The sequence below is a fragment of the Rathayibacter sp. VKM Ac-2928 genome (assembly GCF_022815545.1).
Lineage (GTDB): Bacteria > Actinomycetota > Actinomycetes > Actinomycetales > Microbacteriaceae > Rathayibacter > Rathayibacter festucae.
Window position 1 is genome coordinate 426305 of record NZ_JALGRU010000003.1, and the last position, 18233, is coordinate 444537.

An 18233-nucleotide genomic window follows, 5' to 3' on the forward strand; every position below is an offset into this window, starting at 1 on the left:
GTCGTGCTGCGGAGGGGATCGGGTCGTCGTCGCCGTCACGCCTGAGTCATCCCGCCGTCGACGACGAGCTCGGCGCCGGCGATGAAGCTCGACTCCGCGGTCGCGAGGAAGAGGACCGCCGAGGCGACCTCCTCGGGTCGGCCGATGCGGCCGACCGGGATCTGCGCGGCGACCGCCTGCTCGACGGCGGCCGAGCCTCCGGTGAACTTGTCGAAGCCGGCGGTGGCGATCGGGCCGGGGCTGACCGCGTTGGCGCGGATCCGCCGGTCGGCGAGCTCGGCCGTCAGGGTGCGCGCCAGCGAGCGCACGGCCGCCTTGCTCGCGTTGTAGACGGAGTGCCCGGGCCCGCCGTTGTGCCCGGCGATCGAGGAGACGAGGACGATGCGCCCGCCGTCCGCCATCGCCGGGACGATGCTCCGGGCGGTCAGGAAGGTGCCGCGGAAGTTGAGGTCGCTCACGTGGTCGAACATCTCCGGAGTGGTGTCGACGATCGGCGTCGCCTCCACGTCCCGTCCGGCGTTGAGGACCAGGACGTCGACGGCGCGGCCGTCCTCGCCGACGGCCCGCGCCAGCTCGTCCAGGTGCTCGAGCGTCGAGCCGTCGCCGACCACGGTGTGCACGGCGCCGCCGCCGTCCTCCCGCAGGGCCTGCGCCCGCTCCTCGCTCGTGCCGGTCGCGATCACGTCGGCCCCCTCGGCGACCAGGCGGAGCACGATCGCCCGCCCGATCCCCGCGGTGCCGGCGGTGACGACGGCGAGCGCCCCGTCCAGCCGGGCGCTCACTTGAGCGCTCCGGCGGCCAGGCCGCGCTCGAAGGAGCGCTGCAGCAGCAGGTACGCGACGATCACCGGGACCGCCGTGATCACCGAGGCGGCCAGGACCCCCGTCTGGTCGTTGGTGTACTGGCTGGTGAAGAACGAGGGCAGCAGGGTCACCACCTGCTTGTCCGGGTCGTTCAGCATCAGCAGCGGCAGCAGGAACGCGTTCCAGCTGTTGATCAGCGTGAGCACCACGATCGCGCCGGCGATCGGCCGGGTCAGCGGCAGGACGATGTACCAGAAGACCTTGACGATGCTCGCCCCGTCGACGCGGCCGGCGTCCATCAGCTCGGTCGGGATCCCGGCGAAGAAGCTCCGGGCCAGCAGGACCGTGAACGGCACCTGCAGCGCGGCCAGCGGCAGGATCACCGCGATCAGCTGGTTGTAGACGTCGAGCGTCGACGCGGTGACGAACAGCGGCGTGAGCAGCACCGCCTCCGGCATGGTCAGCGCCGCGATCAGCAGCCAGAACCACACCTCCTTGCCGCGGATGCGCAGCTTGGCGAAGCCGAAGGCCGCCAGCATCGTGAGGACGTAGACGATCGCGACGGTCGAGACCGCGACGATGATCGTGTTCCGGAAGTAGGTGGGGACGACGCCGGTCGCGAAGACCTTGCCGTAGTTGCCCCAGCCGGCGCCGGCCAGCGAGCCCTGCACCATCGCGACGAGCGCGAAGAGGAACGGGAGGACGATGACGGTCGCGAGCAGCTGCACGCCGATGCGCGAGCGGACCGTGCGGAGTTCGAACACGTCGGGCCTCAGCTCTCGTCGGCGCGGCGCCGCAGGTTCATCAGGACGCCGCCGCCGACGGCGAGGACGAGGAGGGCGATCGAGATCGCGGCCGCGTAGCCGAAGTGCTTCTCCGCGACCATGGTCTGGTAGATGTACGTGCCGAGGAACTCGGTCGCGTGGTTCGGCCCGCCCTTGGTCACCAGGTACGGCACGTCGAAGGTCTTCAGCGCCCCGATGATCCCCAGCGTGGCGAGCGCGATCGTCGTGCCCTTGCACATCGGCCACACGATCGCGACGAGGGTGCGGAGGTTGCTCGCCCCGTCGATCCGGGCCGCCTCGAGGATCTCCGGCTCGATCTGCGCCATCGCGGCGTAGAAGAGGATGAAGGTGAGTCCCGTCCACTGCCAGACGGTGACGGCCATCACGACCGGCATCGCCGTGGCCGGATCCGCGAGCCACGGGTGGGCGAGCCCGCCCAGCCCGACGCCGCGCAGCAGCTGATTGAACTGCCCGTCGACGTCGAAGATCGAGCGGAAGACCGGCGCCATCGACGCCGGAGCGAGGACGGTCGGCACGAAGATCAGCACCTTGTAGAGCGGCGCCAGGGCGATCCGCGAGTGCATGATCGCCGCGAAGGTGAAGCCGACCGCCGTCTGCACCGCGAAGGTGACGACGAAGAAGACCGCCGTGTGCCCGATCGCGCCCCAGAACACGCGGTCCTGGAACATCTGCACGAAGTTGTCCGCGCCCACCGACTCCGACGGGCTCAGGATGAACCCGTTCCAGTCGAGCGTCGACACGTACCCCGTGTAGCCGATGGCGAAGTAGATCATCCCCAGCACGAGGACGATCGCCGGGAGGATCCAGATCATCCCGGGCCCGAGGAGCATCCGCTTCCGCCGGCGCTGCGGGGCGGGCTCCACGCCCCGAGCGGCGCGGTCGGGCGCTCCCGCCCCGGATCTCGCGATGGCCGTTGTCATCTCAGCTCCCTTGCCTGATGCCCGTCGCGGGCGGCCCGGTCGGCCGCCCGCGAGGAGGGTTCGGTCCTACTTCTGGTCGTCGACGACGGACTGCAGACCCTGAAGGGCCTGGTCGATGTCCGTGTCCCCGGAGGCGACGCCGATCAGCGCGTCCCGGAAGGCGGTGTTGAGATCCGCGCTGACCGTCGCGAAGCGCGGGTCGGTCGCGGCGCTCGCCGTCGCCGTGTACTCCTTCAGCGCGTCCAGCTGCGCGTCCGGCGCGACGAGGTCGATGCCGTCCCAGTCGGGCTGCACCCCCGCCAGCGACGGGATGTCGTTCAGCGTGTTCGCGACGGCGGTCTGACCGGCCTCGGAGGTGGTCAGCCAGACGGCGAAGGTGGTCGCCGCGGCCTGCGCGTCGGACTTGGTGCTCACGGCGAGGCCGTAGTCCGCGTCGCCGAACATCTCGCCGACGTTCCCGGTGCCCGCGACGTCCGGGAACTGGATCGGCACCATGGTGAACGGCTCGGGGTCCGCGACGCCGGCGGCCTCCATCGCGGTGATCATCGAGTCGCGGACGGTGTACTGGGTGTACCAGCTGCCCATCATCACCATCGCGTACTTCTCGGACATGAAGGCGTTGTTGGCGTCCGGGTACTGCTGCAGGCCGATGGCGCCCTCCTGCATGATCCCGTCGTCGAAGAGGTCCTTCCAGATCTGCAGGCCCTGCTCGAAGGCGGGATCCGTGTAGTCCATCTCGCCCGCGGCGGCCTTGGCGTAGGCGCCGGGCTCGATGTTCTGCATGATCGCCTCGAAGGTGTCCATGTCGAAGGCCCACTGGCCGGCGCCCTGGACGAAGCAGCCCTTGCCGGCCGCCTCGAGGGTCTGGCAGACCTGCACCCACTCGTCGTAGGTGGTGGGCGCGGTGACGCCGACCTCGTCGAGCATGTCCTGGTTGACCCAGATGCTGCCGGAGTAGACGGCGCCGGCGGAGAGGCCGACCACCTTGTCGTCGACGGCGAGGCCCTCGACGCCCGAGGCGGCCAGCTTGTCCTGCCAGTCCGCGCCGAGCTCCTCCTCGACGGCGGGGCCGAGGTCGATGGCGCCCGCCTGGAAGGTCTCGACGCCGCCGTTCGCAGAGCCCGGTGCGACGTTGAAGACGTCGGGGCCGTCGGCCGAGGTGATGGCCGGGCCGAGCACCGAGTCGTAGCTGTCGATCGGCTTCGAGACGAACTCCACCTCGATGTCCGGGTACTCCTCGTTGAACGAGGCGATCAGCTTGTCCGCCAGCGGCTTGTCCGGGGTCCAGCCCCACCAGGTGATCGAGCCCTCGGTGGCGGAGCCGGGATCGCTCGAGGCTCCTCCCCCGCCGCCGCTGCAGGCGGTGAGCGAGACCGCCAGGACACCGGCCGCGACGAGCGCGGCCCTCCTCGGCCAACCGAACGTCTTCTTCGACATCGCGCTACTCCTTCGCTCCGCGTCGTCGCGGAGTGTCCGTGGATCGAGGTGCGGCGCCGCCTCCTCGGGCGACTCGCAAAACTTGCTTGCAACTTACTGCGCAAGTTGCGCACGAGTTGCAGTGTAAAGTGACGAGGACCGAGAGGTCAAGACCTCGGGAGCTGAGCAGGAAGGCGGTGTCGCATGACGGAATCCGGCGCAACTCTCGCGCAAATCGCCGAGGCGGCGGGCGTCTCCATCCCCACGGTGTCCCGCGTCCTCAACGGCAAGCCCGGCATCTCGGCCCCCAAGCGGCACGAGATCGAGCGCCTGATCGAGGACCACGGCTATGCGCGACGCAAGGCCAAGCGATCCGCGACGCTGATCGACTTCGTCGTCTCCAGCCTCGAGACGCAGTGGGCGACGGAGCTGCTCCGCGGCGCCCAGGCGGAGGCCTCCCGGTCGGGCGTCGACCTGGTGCTCAACGTCACCCACGACGGCGGGGCCGGCGCGCCCGACTGGATCGACCGCATCGCCTCCCGCGGCTCGGACGGCATCGTGCTCGTGGTGTCGGACCTCACGGCGGAGGCGCGCGAGAGGCTCGGGAAGCTGAAGGTGCCGGTCGTCGCCATCGATCCGCAGGGCAGCGACACGGAGTCGTTCGCGACCGTGTCGGCCACCGACTGGGTCGGCGGCCGGGAGGCGACGGAGCACCTGCTCGCGCTCGGCCACCGGCGGATCGGCTTCGTCACCGGCCCGATGGAGCTCGAGTGCCACCAGGACCGCCTGGACGGCTTCATCAGCGCGCTCGGCCGCGCCGGCGTCGAGGCGGCGAAGGAGCTCGTCCGGAACGGCGACTCGCTGATCAGCGGCGGCGTGCGCTTCGGCGGCGAGCTGCTCGACCTCCCGGAGCGCCCCACCGCGATCATCAGCGGCTCCGACGAGCAGGCCTACGGCGTCTACCTCGCGGCCCGCGACCGCGGCCTCCGCGTCCCCGAGGACCTCTCCGTCGTCGGCTTCGACGACGTCGACCTCTGCCGCTGGGTCAGCCCGCAGCTGACCACCGTCCGCCAGCCCCTCTCGAGCATGGCCTCCGAGGCCACCCGCCTCCTGCTCAAGCTCGCGGCCGGCGACCCCGTCGACACCCCCACCGTCCGCCTCGCCTCCACCCTCATCGTCCGCGAGTCCACGGCCGCCCCGGCCGCCTGACGCCCGCCCCGCGCCGACCGACGCCGCGCCGCCCGAGGAGCGCCCACTGGGCGCGCCCCTTTTTCATGCTGATCGAGGCGCGGCCTCAGGGCGCGCCGTTCCGTGCTGATCGAGTAGCCCGCTCCGCGGGTCCTCCATGCTGATCGAGTAGCCCGCTCGCGGGCGTATCGAGATCCACCCCTGCACGCCCCCGGTCTCGATACGCCGCTCCGCGGCCACTCGACCAGCATGAACGCGCCGCACCCGCACTACTGCCGATCGAGGAGCCCGCGCTGGGCGCCCGCCTCAGGCTGATCGAGCAGCCCGCCCCGCAGACGTCTCGAGATCCACCCCCGGAGGCATCGCCGCGCACAACATCAGCTGAGAGCACCCGCCCTCCCTCGACAGCGGAGGGACCCCCTTCTCAGCTGATGTTGCGCGCGGCACCTGCAGAAAGCGGCTCATCCCGCCCAGGGCACGACCACGTCGATGATCCAGGTGACCCCGAAGCGGTCGGTCAGCTTGCCGTAGAGCGGCGAGAACACCGACGGCCCGAACGGGACGTGGACGACCGCCCCCTCCGACTCCGCCAGGGCGGTGCCGAGGCGCTCGATCTCCGCGCTCTCGTTGCCCCGCAGCGACACGTAGAACGCGTTCTCGCCGGCCGCGTACGGCAGCGAGTCCTGCACGTCGTACGCCATGACGTGGAACCCGTTCGGCGCCGTCACCTGCCCCCAGGCGATCTGCTCGGACTGGGCGGAACTCTGCCCCGCCTCGACGTCCCCGTAGGGAGCGAGGACGAGGTCGCCCCCGAAGACCGAGTGATAGAACTCGAGCGCCTCCTTCGCGCGGCCGCGGAAGTTGAGGTGCAGGGTGCTGGTGATGCTCACGACGGGTCTCCTCCAGAGATGCGAGTCGCTCCGAACCGCTCGGAGCACCTGCAGTCCACCGCCCGTACCGGTCGGGGATCGTCCGGATCCGCCGGCGCGACCCCCGATCGCTCAACGGCGACCCATCCCCCCCGGCGGCGCTCGTTAGGGAAGTTAGAGCGTTTTAGGAGATCTGGATAAAACGCTCTAACACTCCTAAAATCGAGCCATGGACGCCGTCGACAACCCCTACACCCCGAACGCAGGTGCGAGGCCCGAGATCCTGATCGGTCGCGATGAGCAGACCGAGGCGTTCCGCACTCTTCTTCGCCGCCTCCGACGCGGCAGGACCGATCAATCGATGATCATCACGGGACTGCGCGGGGTCGGCAAGACGGTCCTCCTCAACAGCTTCCGATCGATCGCCCTGCAGGAGAAGTGGGAGGTGATCGAGTTCGAGGCCGTGAAGCACGGCGAAGGCCGCTTCCGTCAGGTCATCGCCTCTCAGCTGAAGGCCGCTCTCCTGCGACTCTCGCCGCGCGCTCGATGGACCGACAGAGGTCGGCACGCCGCGTCCGTCCTGAGTGCGTTCGCGATCTCGGTCGGGGCTGACGGAGCGTGGTCCATCGGCTGGGACGTCCCGCCCGCGGAAGGACTCGCCGACCACAGTGATCTCGGCCTCGATCTGACCGATGTCCTCGTTGCCGTTGGTGAAGCGGCGGGAGAGCAGGGCGAGGGCATCGTCCTCCTGATCGACGAGGTGCAGTTCCTCGATTCGCCGCAGCTCGAAGCGCTCATTCAGGCCATCCACAAGACGGTGCAGCGGAGCCTGCCCGTCACCTTCGTCGGCGCTGGCCTGCCGCAGATCGCTGAACTCGTCGGAGACGCCAAGTCGTACGCGGAACGGCTGTTCAAATTCCCCCGAATCGACTCGCTCGACCACGACGACGCCGCTGCCGCACTGCGAGAGCCGGCCGCCGCCGAGGGAGCCGTCTGGGACGACGACGCGGTCGAGCTCGCCGTCGCGATCACGAGCGGTTACCCGTACTTTCTGCAGGAGCTGGGCTACCAGGTCTGGACAGTCGCAGAGAACGACCGGATCCACGGGGAGGACGTCGAACTCGCTCGTGACGCGTACGAGGCCAAACTTGACAGCTCCTTCTTCCGCGTCCGGCTCGACCGGGCCACGCCACTGCAGACCGCCTACATGCGCGCCATGGCGGAGCTGGGACCGGAACCGCAGAAGGCGGGCGACGTCGCCGTCCTCCTCGAGCGATCGTCGCAGCAGCTGGGACCCACCCGTGCCGAGCTGATCGAGATGGGGCTCCTGTTCACGCCTCAGCACGGCTACGCCGCTTTCACCGTTCCCGACTTCGACCGCTTCATGAAACGGGCTGTCCCGACCCTCGAGGTGCCGCCTCTCGTCAGTCGAGGTTCTCGACGGGCTCAGCCCAGCGACGGTTAGGCCGGCTCTCGCTACCGGCGGCCGGCTGAACAGCGTCTCTCAGCGCTGCTGTTCGACCGCACTCTCGCCCGGCGCCGGCTCACGGCGGTCGAAGGCCGGATCAGGCCGCGCATCGGGCTCCCCGGGCTCGACCTCTAGGTACTGCGCCGAGATCGTGCGGTACGAGCGGGTGAGCATCGCCGCGCCGGCCGCGACCACCATGACCGCCCCGCCGATCAGGAACACGAGCGCGATCCCCCGACCGACCCCGTCGCCCAGCAGCCAGCCGTACGCCGCCCGCCCGTCCGCCGACTCCATGTACGGGATCAGCGCGAACTCCGCGATCGGCGCGATCAGGAACGCGGTGATCGGCGCCGCCGCCGACTCCAGCGCCGCCGCGAAGCCGAAGACCCGCCCCTGCGTCTCGAACGGCACGACCTTCTGCACGACGGTCTGCTCCGCCGCCTCGACCGCGGGGATCAGCGTCATGTAGACCCAGATGCCGCCGGCGTACAGCCACCACCAGTCGCGGAGGGTGAAGACCGCGCCGATCACGCCCATCGCCATGACCAGCAGCAGCATCGTCCGGATCGGGTTCCGGCCGAGCCCGAGCTTCGCCACCAGCAGCCCGCCGATGATGAAGCCGGTCGCGGTCACGCCGAGCACGACGCCCCACAGCTCCACCGGGAACAGCTCGAGTCCGTAGGGATCCATCAGCGCCAGGTACACGCCGCCGATCAGGTTGTTGAAGGTCGAGAAGACGATCAGCGCGAAGAGCCCGGTCGCCGCCCGCACCGCCGTGATGCTCCCCCGCAGATCGATCAGCGGGGCCCGCGAGCCGGCCGCCGCGGGGATCGCCTCGGCGATCCGCAGGAACAGCAGGTGCACGAGCGCCGCGGCGGAGACGCCGATCGCGATCAGCAGCGTCCAGCCCATGCCGAGCAGACCGATCGACAGCCCGCTGAACACGCTCGTGACCACGAAGGCGAGCCCCTGCACCGTGCCGACCAGGCCGTTCGCGTTCGCGTGGCGCTCCACCGGCACCATCAGCGTCACGGTCGTGGACAGGGCGATGTTCCGCATGTTCTCGATCACCGCGCCGAACAGGACCGTGCCGGAGAAGACCCAGAACCAGGGCCCGCCGAAGTCCAGCAGCGTCGCCTCCGGCAGCGCGAGGTACAGGCCGCCGGCGACGCCGAACGACACCAGCGTCACCGCCCCGGCGAACACCATCACCCGGTGCTTCCGGTGCCGGTCCACGATCGTGCCGAAGGCCATCGCGAAGACCGCGACGAGCAGCATGTACGCGCCGCCGATGATCCCGGTGGCGAGCACCGACCGCGTCTCGAGGTACACCCAGAAGGTCAGCGCGAACCAGAGGAAGCTCGTCGTCACGTTCGCGACCGCGGTGTTGACGAGGATCCAGCCGAAGGTGCGCAGGCTCGCCGCGCTCGGCTCCGCGGCGGGTGCGCCGGCGGCGTCGGGGACGGTCGAGGACATGGCTTCCCTCCGCTCGGCGACGGCCTGTCCGGAGTCGTCCCGGACCGCCGTCGCAGCCACTGTAGGCCCGCGCCGCCGACCGGTCGAGAGGCGACCGGGCGCGGACGCGACCTCTCCGCGGACGCCGTCGCGTCACTCCGCTCGCGGCAGCGCCACCCCCATCCGGTAGAACCGGTCCGCCGTCCCCGCGAACACCGCGAGCCGCTCAGGCGGCGAGAGCTGCGCCGTCAGCGTGTCGAACGCCGAGTACAGCTCGGTGAAGGAGCTGTAGAGCCCGTCCACGGGGAAGTTGCTGCCGAACATCGACCGGTCCGGCCCGAAGACCTCCAGGGTCTCGAGGACGAACGGCGCGATCGACTCCCGGGTCCAGGAGTGGTCGTTGGTGCCGAGCGCCGAGATCTTGACGACGGTGTTCTCCTGCGCGGCGACCGCGGCCAGGCCCGCGCGCCACTCGGCGACCGACTCCGGATCGCGCCCGATCGGCATGCCCAGGTGATCGAGCACGATCGCCGTCTCCGGGAAGTCCGCGGCGAGCGCCGCCGCCTCCGCGAGCTGCGAGGGGAACACCTGCAGATCGAACGAGAGCCCCAGCCCCTGCAGCCGGCCGAAGTTCGCCCGCCAGACCGGATCGCCGAGGACGTCGCCCCGGTCCCGGTGGCTGTAGACCGGGTCCGGATGCCAGTTCAGGATGTCGCGGACACCGCGTGTGACCGAGAACGCGGCGTGCTCCTCGAGCAGCCGCGGCGCCTCCGGATCGAGCAGCGACACGTGCGCGACGTGGACGGTCGGCACCGTGCTCTCCCGGGCGAGCGCGTCGATCCACGCGGTCTCGGCGAGCGCGTCGGCGGCACCGTTCTCGACGTGCACCGAGGCGAGCAGCGTCACGTCGCAGGCGTCCGCGCGGTAGTCGTCGACGCTGTAGGAACGGCGGAGCGGGCGGTCGTCGCCGTGGTAGCGGAACGGCTCGGCGGGTCCCTCCAGCCACGGGTACGAGCGGCGCAGGTCGGTGAGGTGGTGGTGCGCGTCGATGACGACGAGGTCAGGCATGCGGCTCCTCCGGTCGGCGGGCGAGCCCGGCGAGCGTGCGGTGCACGCCGGTGTGGTCGAGGTCGCCGTCGCCCTCGGCGATCATCCTCTCGAACAGCGCGGTCACCGCGGCGGTGGTCGGCAGTGCGACGCCCTCGGCGGCGGCGGACTCGGCGACGAAGCGCAGGTCCTTGAGCTGGTTGCGGGCGCTGCCGCCCTCGGCGAAGTCCTCGTCGAGCCACTTGCGGCTCTTCTGCTCCAGCACCGCGGTGCGCGCCAGCCCGCCCTGCAGCAGCTCGACGACCGTCGCCGGGTCGAGACCGGCGCTCCGGGCGAGCAGCAGCGCCTCCGACACCACGGCGACCGTGCCGGCGACGACGATCTGGTTGCAGAGCTTGGCGGTGGCACCCGCTCCGCTCGGCCCGAGGTGGCGGACCGTGCGGCCGAGCCGCTCGAAGACGGGGAGCACGCGGGCCACCGGCTCGTCGGCACCGCCGACCATGATGCTGAGCGTCGCGTCGCGGGCGCCGACCGTTCCCCCGCTGAGCGGGGCGTCGACCACCTGCACGCCGTGCTCCGCGGCGAGGCGGCGGGCGAGAGCCGCGACCGCGATCGGTGAGACGGTGCCGTGCACGACGAGCACCGGAGCGGCGATCCCCGCCGCGCGCCAGCCCGCGAGCAGGCCGTCCTCGCCCTCGAGCAGCGACTCGACCTGCACCAGATCGGGCAGCACGGTCAGCACGACGTCGCCGGCCGCCGCCGCGGGGGTCGGCGCGACCACGGCGCCGAGCTCCGCGAAGGGGGCGGCCCGCGACGCCGTCCGGTTCCAGACCGTCAGCGACGCGGCCGCGAGCAGGTTCCGCGCCATCGGCGCGCCCATCGGCCCGAGGCCGAGCAGCGAGAGCCTCATGCGCCGGACCCCGCGGGCGCCACGTCGGCGAGCTCCTGCGGTGCGACGTCGTCGAGGAGCACCCGCGCCTCGAAGCCGAGCAGCTCGCGGGAGCGGGTCAGGTCGAGCCCGACCGCGCGCCCCTCGAGCCGCCCGCGCGGGACGTCCGGGGCGATCGCGTCGAGCGCGTCCGCGGTGCTCCCGCGCAGATAGGTGAGCGGAGCGGCCACCAGGATCCCCGGCGCCGGCGGCGTCTCGTGCAGCAGCGCCGCGAGCACGGCCCGCGCCGAGTCGGCGGCGTCGAGATAGCTCCAGCCCTCCGCCGCCTGCCGTCGCGGGTCGGCCGCCAGCACCGCTCGCAGATGCGCGCCGAACACGCGGCCGCCGTCCACGGTGATGTCGCGGACCAGCGGGTAGCGCAGCCCGGTGAGGCTCAGCCCCCAGGTCGCGTGCGCCATCCGCGCCGCGTCCTCGGTCGCGAGCTTCGACAGCGAGTACTCGTCCGAGATCCGCGGCTGCGCGTCCTCGGAGTAGGGGAAGACGGGCGGCAGCACCTGCTCGGCGCCGAGCGGGTAGCCGTTCGCGTTGATGCTCGAGGCGTAGACGACCTCCGCGACCCCGGCCGCGGCGGCGGCGGCGAACACCGCGAAGCTGCCCACCGCGTTCACCCGGTAGGTCTCGACCGCGTCCGCCATGCCCAGCCCGGCGTAGCCGCCCAGGTGCACCACCGCGTCCTGCCCGGCCACCGCCTCCGCCAGCACGGCCGGGTCGGTCACGTCGCCGACGATCGAGCGGACGTCCGCGTCCGACGCGACCCGGTCCAGGACGGTGACCATCGCCCCCTCCGCCAGCAGCGCCGCGACCGTGGGCCGGCCGATCAGGCCGCAGCCGCCCGTCACCAGGACGCGGGCCCCGTCGAGCGTCGTCAGCCGCGCCGTCGCGCTCCGGCGCGCCGTCATGCGCGCACGGACGGCGTCGACTCGGTGGGCGGCGCCGCGACGTCCTCGCGCTGCTTCTTCCGGCCCCGCGAGAGCATCGGCCAGCCCTTGCTGCCCTGGTCGAGGGTGACCGCGATGAGGACGACGAGTCCGGTCACGATCTGCTCGTAGAAGCTCGGCACGTTCAGCAGCACCAGGCCGTTGGTGAGAGCGCCGAGGATCAGCGCGCCGACCAGGGTGCCCGCGATGCGGCCCTCGCCGCCCATCAGGTTCGCGCCGCCGATGACCGCGGCCGCGATCGCGGTCAGCTGGTACGGGCTGCCCGCGTCCGGCTGCGCCGCGTTGATCCGGGCGACGATCACCAGGCCGGCCAGCGCCGAGAGACCGCCGGAGATGCAGTACACCGCGATCTTCACCCGGTGCACCCGCACGCCCGAGAGCCAGGCGGTCTCCTCGCTGCCGCCGACCGCGATCACGTTCTGACCGAAGACGGTCTTGCGCAGCAGCAGCCAGGCCGCGATGCCGACGACCGCCACGATCAGCACGACGACGGGCACACCGCCGACGTAGCTGTTGAGCAGCAGGATGAACTCCTTCGGCACGTCGTAGACCGGCTTGCCGTTCGTGGCGACGTACGCGCCGCCCTGGAAGACGCTCATCGTGCCGAGCGTCGCGATGAACGGCGGCAGGTTCAGCTTGGTGACCAGCAGCCCGTTGATCCCGCCGCAGACGAGGCCGAGGACGACGCCCGCGGCCAGCCCGAGCAGCGGCGGCACCCCGCCGTTGACCAGCAGCGACGCACTGACGATGCCGACGAAGCTGGCCATCGCGCCGACCGCGAGGTCGATGCCGCCGGTGATGATGACGAACGTCAGCCCGATGCCGATGATCGCGTTCACGCTCGCCGACACCGCGACGTCGCGGAGATTGCCGAGGGTGAGGAAGTTGGGGTTCAGGACGCCGAGGACGACGAAGAGGACGACCGCGGCGAGGTAGATGCCGAAGGCCTGGAGGTTGAAGGAGCGGCGGGGCGGCGTGGCGACGCCCCCGGTCTCGGGGGAGGTCATGAGATTCCTTTCGCGACGCCCATGGCGTTGGTGACGATGCTGTGCTCGGTGATGTCGTCGCCGACGTGCTCGGAGACGAAGCGGCCCGCCCTCATGACGAGGACCCGGTCGCTGAGGGAGATGATCTCGGGCAGGTCGCTCGAGACGACGATCACGGCGTGCCCCTCGGAGGCGAGCTGGTCGATGAGCTCGTAGATCTCGACCTTGCCGCCGACGTCGACGCCCTTGGTCGGCTCGTCGAAGAGGAAGACGCTCGCGCCGAGCCAGATCCACTTCGCGATCACGATCTTCTGCTGGTTCCCGCCGGAGAACTGGCGGGCGTTCAGCCGGACGTCGGCCGGGCGCAGCGACATCCGCCGGCCCATCTCCTCCGCCGTCGCGATCTGCCGCTTCGTGCTGATGAACGGACCGAAGCCGTTGAGCTGCCGATCGGAGGTGAGGGCGACGTTCGCGTAGGCCGGGGTCTGCAGCACGAGTCCCTGGTGCTTGCGGTCCTCCGGGATGAAGGCGATCCCCGCGTCGCGGCTGTCGCGCGGCGAGCGCACCTTGAGCGTGCGGCCGGCGAGCCGGACCGTGCCCTCGCTGCCCTCGTCGGCGCGGATCAGCGCGCGGAGGAACTCGGTGCGCCCCGAGCCGACCAGGCCCGCGATGCCGACGACCTCGCCGCGCCGCACCTGGATCGACTCCGGCCCGACGCCGCTCGGGTGCGTGACGCCGGAGGCCTCGAAGTGCACCTCGGCGTCCGCGGCGACCGGGTGCCGCCGCTCGAACGAGAGCAGCTCGCGCCCGACCATCCGCCGGACGATGTCCTCGGAGGACGTCTCGGCGATCGGCGCGTCGTAGGCGGGCCGCCCGTCGCGGAGGACGACGACCGTGTCCGAGACGCTCATCACCTCCGGCATCTTGTGCGAGACGTAGATCACGCCGACGCCCCGCCCGTGCGCGATCTCACGCACCCGGGTCAGCACGCCCTCGACGTTGTGCTCGAGCATGCTGGTCGTCGGCTCGTCCAGAGCGACGATCTTGGCCCCGAAGGCGAACGCCCGCGCGATGGTGAGCGCGTGCCGCTGCGCCGGGCTGAGCCGGCCGACCGGCGTCCGCCCGTCCATCGGGAAGCCCATCCGGTGGACGTCCTGGAGGGCCTGGTCGATGTCGTCCTGGGCGGAGGCGCGCTGCGCGCGCGTGCGCCCGAGCAGCAGGTTCTGCGTCACCGTGAGCTGGGGCACGATGGCCGGCTCCTGGTGCGCGATCCGCACCCCCTCCGCGAGGGCCTGGCGCGAGGTGTACTCCATCCGCCGCACGCCGTCGATGGTGATCGAGCCGCGATCGGGGCGGAGGGCGCCGCCGAGGATGTTGAGCAGGGTGCTCTTCCCCGCGCCGTTCTCGCCCGCGAGCGTGCGGATCTCCCCGCGTTCGAGGGTGAAGCTCACGCCGTCCAGGGCGCGGACGCCGGGGAACGACTTCGCGATGCCGCGGACCTCGAGCAGATGCTCGGCCATGTTCCGTCTTCTTTCCTGATCGAGAGGGACCTTGCCGGGAGCGCACTCCGCCGGAGGGGTCTCCGGCGGAGCGCGGTGGTCAGCCGCGGGTCACGGCATCCCGGTCTCGTAGTCGGCGACGTTCTCGCTGTCGATGATGAAGGCCGGCACGTCGATCCAGCCCGGGACCTCCTTGCCGGCGAGGAGCCAGAGCGCGGCGTCCACGCCGGTCGCGCCCTCCGTCGTCGGCAGCTCGCTGACGGTGGCGGTGTAATCGCCGGCCAGGATCTGCTTCTTCGCCTGCGGGATGCCGTCGGTGCCGACGAGGATCACCTTCCCGGTGAGGCCCTTCGCGTCGATGGCGGCCTGCACGCCGAGCGCCATGCCGTCGTTCTGCGAGTAGAACGCCTTGATGTCGGGGTTCGCGGTGAGCATCGTGGTCGCGATCTCCTGCGCCTTGGTCTGGTCCCACGAGGCGGTCTGCGAGGCGACGAGCTCGAGGTTCTCGTGCTTCGCGAGCGCGGCCGTGAAGCCGTCGCCGCGGTTGATCGCGTTGGAGGAGCCGGGGTCGCCCTCGATCATCGCGATCTGGCCGCCGTCCGGCAGCAGGTCGGAGATGTAGTCCGCGGCCGTGGCGCCGATGGTGCTCGCGTCGGGGCCGACGTAGACGACACCGGGGACGTCGCTCTTCGCGTCGTTCAGCACGACGGCCGGGATGCCGTCGGCGAGGGCGGACTCGAAGACCGAGTCGAGGCCGGTCGCCGAGATGGGCGAGGCGAGGATCGCGGTGCAGCCCTGGTTCATCGCGCTCTTGGCCTTGTCGAGCTGCTCGGTGATCGAGGACTCGTCCGTGACGTCGAAGGTCTGGTAGTCGACGCCGAGCTCCTTCGCGCGGTTCTCGAAGCCGTCGCGCTCGTAGCCCCAGAACTCGTTCGAGAGGGTGCGGGTGATGTAGCAGAGCTTGGCGCCGTCGGGCACGGCCGGGTCGCCGAGCGAGGAGGTGACCTCGTCGACCGGGGTCTGCGCGGAGGAGTCGACGAGCGACACGATGTCGGCGCCGGAGCCGCCGGCAGCGGCACCTCCACCGTCGCCGTCGGGCGAGGCCGAGCAGCCGACGAGGAGCGTCAGGGAGGCGAGCCCGGCGAGGGCGGCGCCGGTGGCGCGGGTGGGGAAGGACATGGGAGGGGGCCTTTCGTCATCGGAAGGTGGGGCGGGGTCGTGCGGGGTCGCGGATCGCGAGGGTGGTGCGGAAGCGGGCCGGGCGGAGGACTCGCCCGGCCCGAGGGGGTCAGGAGGCGAGCAGCGCCTCGGTCTCGCGGCGCAGCTCGAGCGCCTCGGCGAGCGACTCGTCGATGATCACGTCGTCCCAGCCGACCGTCGCGCCCTGCGCGATGTCGTGGCGCAGCTCGACGTGGTGGGCCAGGGCGACGGGGAGCGCTCGGATGGCGACCGAGTGCTTCGCGGAGACGAGCTTGCCGTAGACGGTGAAGCCGCCCTCGCCGTCGAGGAACTCGCCGGCCTTGAGGTCCTTCTTCGCGGTCGCGACGACGTCGCCGTAGAAGCCCTCGGGGTGCCCGGTCGAGATGCCGCGCAGCGCCGCGTTGGCGATCGACACGTTCAGCTCGAGACCGACGTAGTGGTACGGCCGGTAGAGCGCCGCGTACTGCTTGGTCGGGTCCGGGTGCCACGGGTACTCGTCGAAGCAGGTGGACACGTAGGGGTTCGTCGCCTTGACGACGACGTAGACGCCCTCCTGCGTGTTGTGCGGGATGAGGGAGCCGTCGCGCCGGACGCTCGACATCACGTCGACCGTCCCCTCGTGGTCGAGGGCGCCGCCGATCGAGCTCGGCCGGCTGATCGTCGCGATCTCCTCGACGTCGCCCGGCGTGAAGGTGAGGCCGGAGTCGGAGGGCACCAGGCCCGCCGCGTTCGCGACCGCCGCCATCTCGATCGCGGCCTTCGTGCCGTCGCGGAACGAGGTGTGCATGTACGGGTTGAGCTGTCCGGAGTCGGTCAGCTCCTTGCTGAACTCCCAGTTCTCCCAGACGTTGTCGGGGTTCATCTGGTGGTAGTGCTCGAGGTACTTGGCGCCCTTGCCGGCGCAGACGACGTCGAAGCCGCTGGTGCGGGCCCAGTCGACGAGCTCCATGATCAGGGCCGGCTGGTCGCCGTAGGCCATCGAGTAGACGATGCCCGCGGCCTCGGCGCGCTTGGCGAGCGCGGGGCCGGCCAGCGCGTCGGCCTCGACGGTGACCATGATGATGTGCTTGCCGGTCTCGATCGCCCGGAGCGCGTGGTGCACGCCGACGATCGGGTTGCCGGTCGCCTCGACGATGACGTCGATGTCGTGCTCGAAGAGGACGGCGGCGTTGTCGACGATGGTGGTCGTCCGGTTCGCGAGCGCCTCGGGGATGTCCGCGGCCATCGCCTCGGCCGGCCAGTCGACCAGCTCGAAGGCCCCGCGGGCCCGGGCGACGTTGACGTCGGCGATGGCGACCACGTGGACGCCGGGGATGTTGCGCGCCTGCGAGAGGTACATGGTGCCGTAGCGCCCGGCACCGATCAGCCCGATGCGGATGGGGCGGCCCTCTCGTTCGCGATCGCCGAGGAGTTTGTACAGGTTCACGGTGGCCTCTCTGGTCCGGGGGCGCACGGACGCAGAGGGCCGCCTCGGGGGCGGAGGACGTCGTCGTCGTGCGCAGTCTTCGTCGGGGAAGTGCTGCTCGCCGGCTCCCAGTGGAACCGGTACCAGTTTTGTACCAGCAACGATTAGAGTGTGTCAACAGCGGGCGCGGCGGCCCGGTCCCGCGCCGATACGATTGCCCGACAGCTGGGGAGGAACCGTGCAGAAAGCACCGACGATCCGCGACGTCGCGCGCAGTGCGGGCGTCTCGGTGTCCGTGGTGTCGCGCGTGCTCAACGACGGGACCGGCCCGGTCGCCGTCGACACCCGGCGCCGCGTGGTCGAGGCGATCGAGCAGCTCGGCTTCCGGCGGCGCGCCGCGGCCCGCGAGCTGAGCCACGGTCAGACCCTGTCCATCGGTCTGGTCCTGCCCGACCTCACGAACCCGTTCTTCGCCCGCCTGGCCGACAGCGTCGTCTGGGAGGCGCGCGCCCGCGGCGCCCAGGTTCTCCTGATGACGACGCAGGAGGACTCGCACGTCGAGGGCGAGTCGCTCACCAGCCTGCTCGACCGCTCGGTCGGCGGCGTCATCGCGACCCCGTCCGGCGAGAACCTCGAGAAGTGGTCGCGGCTGCGCCGGGCCGGGATCGACGTCGTCTTCGTCGACCGCACCACCCCCGGTCTCGACGACGTCGACGTGGTCAGCATCGGCAACTCCGCCTCCGCCGCCCGCGCGACCGATCACCTGCTCGCGCTCGGCCACCGCCGGATCGCGATCGTCTCGGGGCCGCTGCGCACCTCGACCGGCCAGGCGCGCGTCGCCGGCTACCGCGCCGCCCTCACCGCCGCCGGGCTGCCGATCGACGGGACGCTGATCCGCGAGGTCCCGTTCCGCGGCGACATCGGCGGCGAGGCCGTCGCCGCGCTGCTCGCGCTTCCGGAGCCGCCGACCGCCTTGATCGTCGCCAACACGGCGCAGGTGCGCAGCGCTGTGCACCGCCTGTTCCAGCTCGGCGTCGCGATCCCCGAGGCGCTCTCCGTGGTCGTCTTCGACGACAACCCGTGGAGCGAGCTCGTCACCCCGCCGCTCAGCGTCGTCCGCCAGCCGATCGACATGCTCGCCCGGCACAGCGTCGACCTGGTGCTGGCCCGGATGCAGGGCCGGATCCCCGACACCCCCCAGCACATCGAGGTCCAGGCCGACCTCGTCATCCGCTCCAGCTGCGCCGCCCCGGCGCAGCACTGACTCCGCCCCACCACCCCTCC

Annotated in this window: 16 protein-coding genes; 3 read left to right on the forward strand and 13 right to left on the reverse strand. The window is 71.3% G+C overall.

Features of this window, described 5'->3' with window-relative positions; genetic code table 11:
* Positions 1-35: 35 nt before the first annotated feature.
* The 4 genes from MT350_RS13445 to MT350_RS13460 form a co-directional block, all read right to left on the reverse strand.
* Positions 36-782: an SDR family NAD(P)-dependent oxidoreductase gene (locus MT350_RS13445; RefSeq protein WP_243616108.1), complete on the reverse strand. Its 747-nt coding sequence runs from the start codon at positions 780-782 to the stop codon at positions 36-38.
* A complete protein-coding gene (locus tag MT350_RS13450; RefSeq protein ID WP_123446885.1) occupies positions 779-1567 on the reverse strand; it encodes a carbohydrate ABC transporter permease in 789 nt (262 codons plus the stop codon). The genes MT350_RS13445 and MT350_RS13450 overlap by 4 nt, the downstream gene beginning before the upstream one ends.
* A gap of 8 nt (positions 1568-1575) precedes the next feature.
* Positions 1576-2529 carry a carbohydrate ABC transporter permease gene (locus MT350_RS13455; RefSeq protein ID WP_208110594.1) on the reverse strand — a complete coding sequence of 318 codons (954 nt, stop codon included), beginning with the start codon at positions 2527-2529 and terminating at the stop codon, positions 1576-1578.
* Positions 2530-2595: 66 nt separating this feature from the next.
* A complete protein-coding gene (locus MT350_RS13460; protein WP_243598085.1) occupies positions 2596-3966 on the reverse strand; it encodes an ABC transporter substrate-binding protein in 1371 nt (456 codons plus the stop codon).
* 183 nt (positions 3967-4149) lie between these two features.
* On the opposite strand from MT350_RS13460, the gene MT350_RS13465 reads away from it, so the two are divergent.
* A complete protein-coding gene (locus MT350_RS13465) occupies positions 4150-5154 on the forward strand; it encodes a LacI family DNA-binding transcriptional regulator (protein ID WP_243616109.1) in 1005 nt (334 codons plus the stop codon).
* Between the two features lie 440 nt (positions 5155-5594).
* Here MT350_RS13465 and MT350_RS13470 read toward each other — a convergent pair whose 3' ends face one another.
* A complete protein-coding gene (locus MT350_RS13470) occupies positions 5595-6023 on the reverse strand; it encodes a VOC family protein (protein ID WP_243598083.1) in 429 nt (142 codons plus the stop codon).
* A gap of 208 nt (positions 6024-6231) precedes the next feature.
* Between MT350_RS13470 and MT350_RS13475 the strand changes: the two genes are divergently transcribed.
* Complete coding sequence (locus MT350_RS13475) at positions 6232-7467, forward strand: AAA family ATPase (protein WP_243598082.1); 1236 nt, start codon at positions 6232-6234, stop codon at positions 7465-7467.
* Positions 7468-7506: 39 nt separating this feature from the next.
* Here MT350_RS13475 and MT350_RS13480 read toward each other — a convergent pair whose 3' ends face one another.
* The 8 genes from MT350_RS13480 to MT350_RS13515 all read right to left on the reverse strand — a co-directional run bounded on the left by MT350_RS13480 (position 7507) and on the right by MT350_RS13515 (position 16970).
* Positions 7507-8946, reverse strand: a complete 1440-nt coding sequence (locus MT350_RS13480; protein WP_279391981.1) for an MFS transporter — start codon at positions 8944-8946, stop codon at positions 7507-7509.
* Positions 8947-9078: 132 nt separating this feature from the next.
* Positions 9079-9993, reverse strand: coding sequence for an amidohydrolase (locus MT350_RS13485; RefSeq protein ID WP_243616110.1), 915 nt, complete (start codon positions 9991-9993; stop codon positions 9079-9081).
* Positions 9986-10882, reverse strand: coding sequence for an NAD(P)-dependent oxidoreductase (locus tag MT350_RS13490; protein WP_243598080.1), 897 nt, complete (start codon positions 10880-10882; stop codon positions 9986-9988). The genes MT350_RS13485 and MT350_RS13490 overlap by 8 nt, the downstream gene beginning before the upstream one ends.
* A complete protein-coding gene (locus MT350_RS13495) occupies positions 10879-11820 on the reverse strand; it encodes an NAD(P)-dependent oxidoreductase (protein ID WP_243616111.1) in 942 nt (313 codons plus the stop codon). Before MT350_RS13495 ends, MT350_RS13490 begins: the two co-directional genes overlap by 4 nt.
* On the reverse strand, positions 11817-12866 hold the full coding sequence (locus tag MT350_RS13500) for an ABC transporter permease (protein WP_243616112.1): 1050 nt from the start codon (positions 12864-12866) through the stop codon (positions 11817-11819). The genes MT350_RS13495 and MT350_RS13500 overlap by 4 nt, the downstream gene beginning before the upstream one ends.
* Positions 12863-14365, reverse strand: a complete 1503-nt coding sequence (locus MT350_RS13505) for a sugar ABC transporter ATP-binding protein (RefSeq protein ID WP_243616113.1) — start codon at positions 14363-14365, stop codon at positions 12863-12865. The genes MT350_RS13500 and MT350_RS13505 overlap by 4 nt, the downstream gene beginning before the upstream one ends.
* A gap of 90 nt (positions 14366-14455) precedes the next feature.
* Positions 14456-15523, reverse strand: coding sequence for a substrate-binding domain-containing protein (locus tag MT350_RS13510; protein ID WP_243616114.1), 1068 nt, complete (start codon positions 15521-15523; stop codon positions 14456-14458).
* Positions 15524-15632: 109 nt separating this feature from the next.
* Positions 15633-16970, reverse strand: coding sequence for an NAD(P)H-dependent oxidoreductase (locus MT350_RS13515; RefSeq protein ID WP_243616115.1), 1338 nt, complete (start codon positions 16968-16970; stop codon positions 15633-15635).
* Between the two features lie 217 nt (positions 16971-17187).
* On the opposite strand from MT350_RS13515, the gene MT350_RS13520 reads away from it, so the two are divergent.
* The gene (locus MT350_RS13520; protein WP_243598077.1) at positions 17188-18213 is read left to right on the forward strand and encodes a LacI family DNA-binding transcriptional regulator; all 1026 of its coding nucleotides are present in this window, start codon (positions 17188-17190) and stop codon (positions 18211-18213) included.
* Positions 18214-18233: the final 20 nt, after the last annotated feature.

What these genes read in the sequence shown, in the direction of transcription:
- MT350_RS13480 (WP_279391981.1), bottom strand. Translation starts at nt 8,946, where the DNA reads ATGTCCTCGACCGTCCCCGACGCCGCCGGCGCACCCGCCGCGGAGCCG.
- MT350_RS13485 (WP_243616110.1), bottom strand. Translation starts at nt 9,993, where the DNA reads ATGCCTGACCTCGTCGTCATCGACGCGCACCACCACCTCACCGACCTG.
- MT350_RS13455 (WP_208110594.1), bottom strand. Translation starts at nt 2,529, where the DNA reads ATGACAACGGCCATCGCGAGATCCGGGGCGGGAGCGCCCGACCGCGCC.
- MT350_RS13500 (WP_243616112.1), bottom strand. Translation starts at nt 12,866, where the DNA reads ATGACCTCCCCCGAGACCGGGGGCGTCGCCACGCCGCCCCGCCGCTCC.
- MT350_RS13505 (WP_243616113.1), bottom strand. Translation starts at nt 14,365, where the DNA reads ATGGCCGAGCATCTGCTCGAGGTCCGCGGCATCGCGAAGTCGTTCCCC.
- MT350_RS13460 (WP_243598085.1), bottom strand. Translation starts at nt 3,966, where the DNA reads ATGTCGAAGAAGACGTTCGGTTGGCCGAGGAGGGCCGCGCTCGTCGCG.
- MT350_RS13475 (WP_243598082.1), top strand. Translation starts at nt 6,232, where the DNA reads ATGGACGCCGTCGACAACCCCTACACCCCGAACGCAGGTGCGAGGCCC.
- MT350_RS13510 (WP_243616114.1), bottom strand. Translation starts at nt 15,523, where the DNA reads ATGTCCTTCCCCACCCGCGCCACCGGCGCCGCCCTCGCCGGGCTCGCC.
- MT350_RS13495 (WP_243616111.1), bottom strand. Translation starts at nt 11,820, where the DNA reads ATGACGGCGCGCCGGAGCGCGACGGCGCGGCTGACGACGCTCGACGGG.
- MT350_RS13465 (WP_243616109.1), top strand. Translation starts at nt 4,150, where the DNA reads ATGACGGAATCCGGCGCAACTCTCGCGCAAATCGCCGAGGCGGCGGGC.
- MT350_RS13490 (WP_243598080.1), bottom strand. Translation starts at nt 10,882, where the DNA reads ATGAGGCTCTCGCTGCTCGGCCTCGGGCCGATGGGCGCGCCGATGGCG.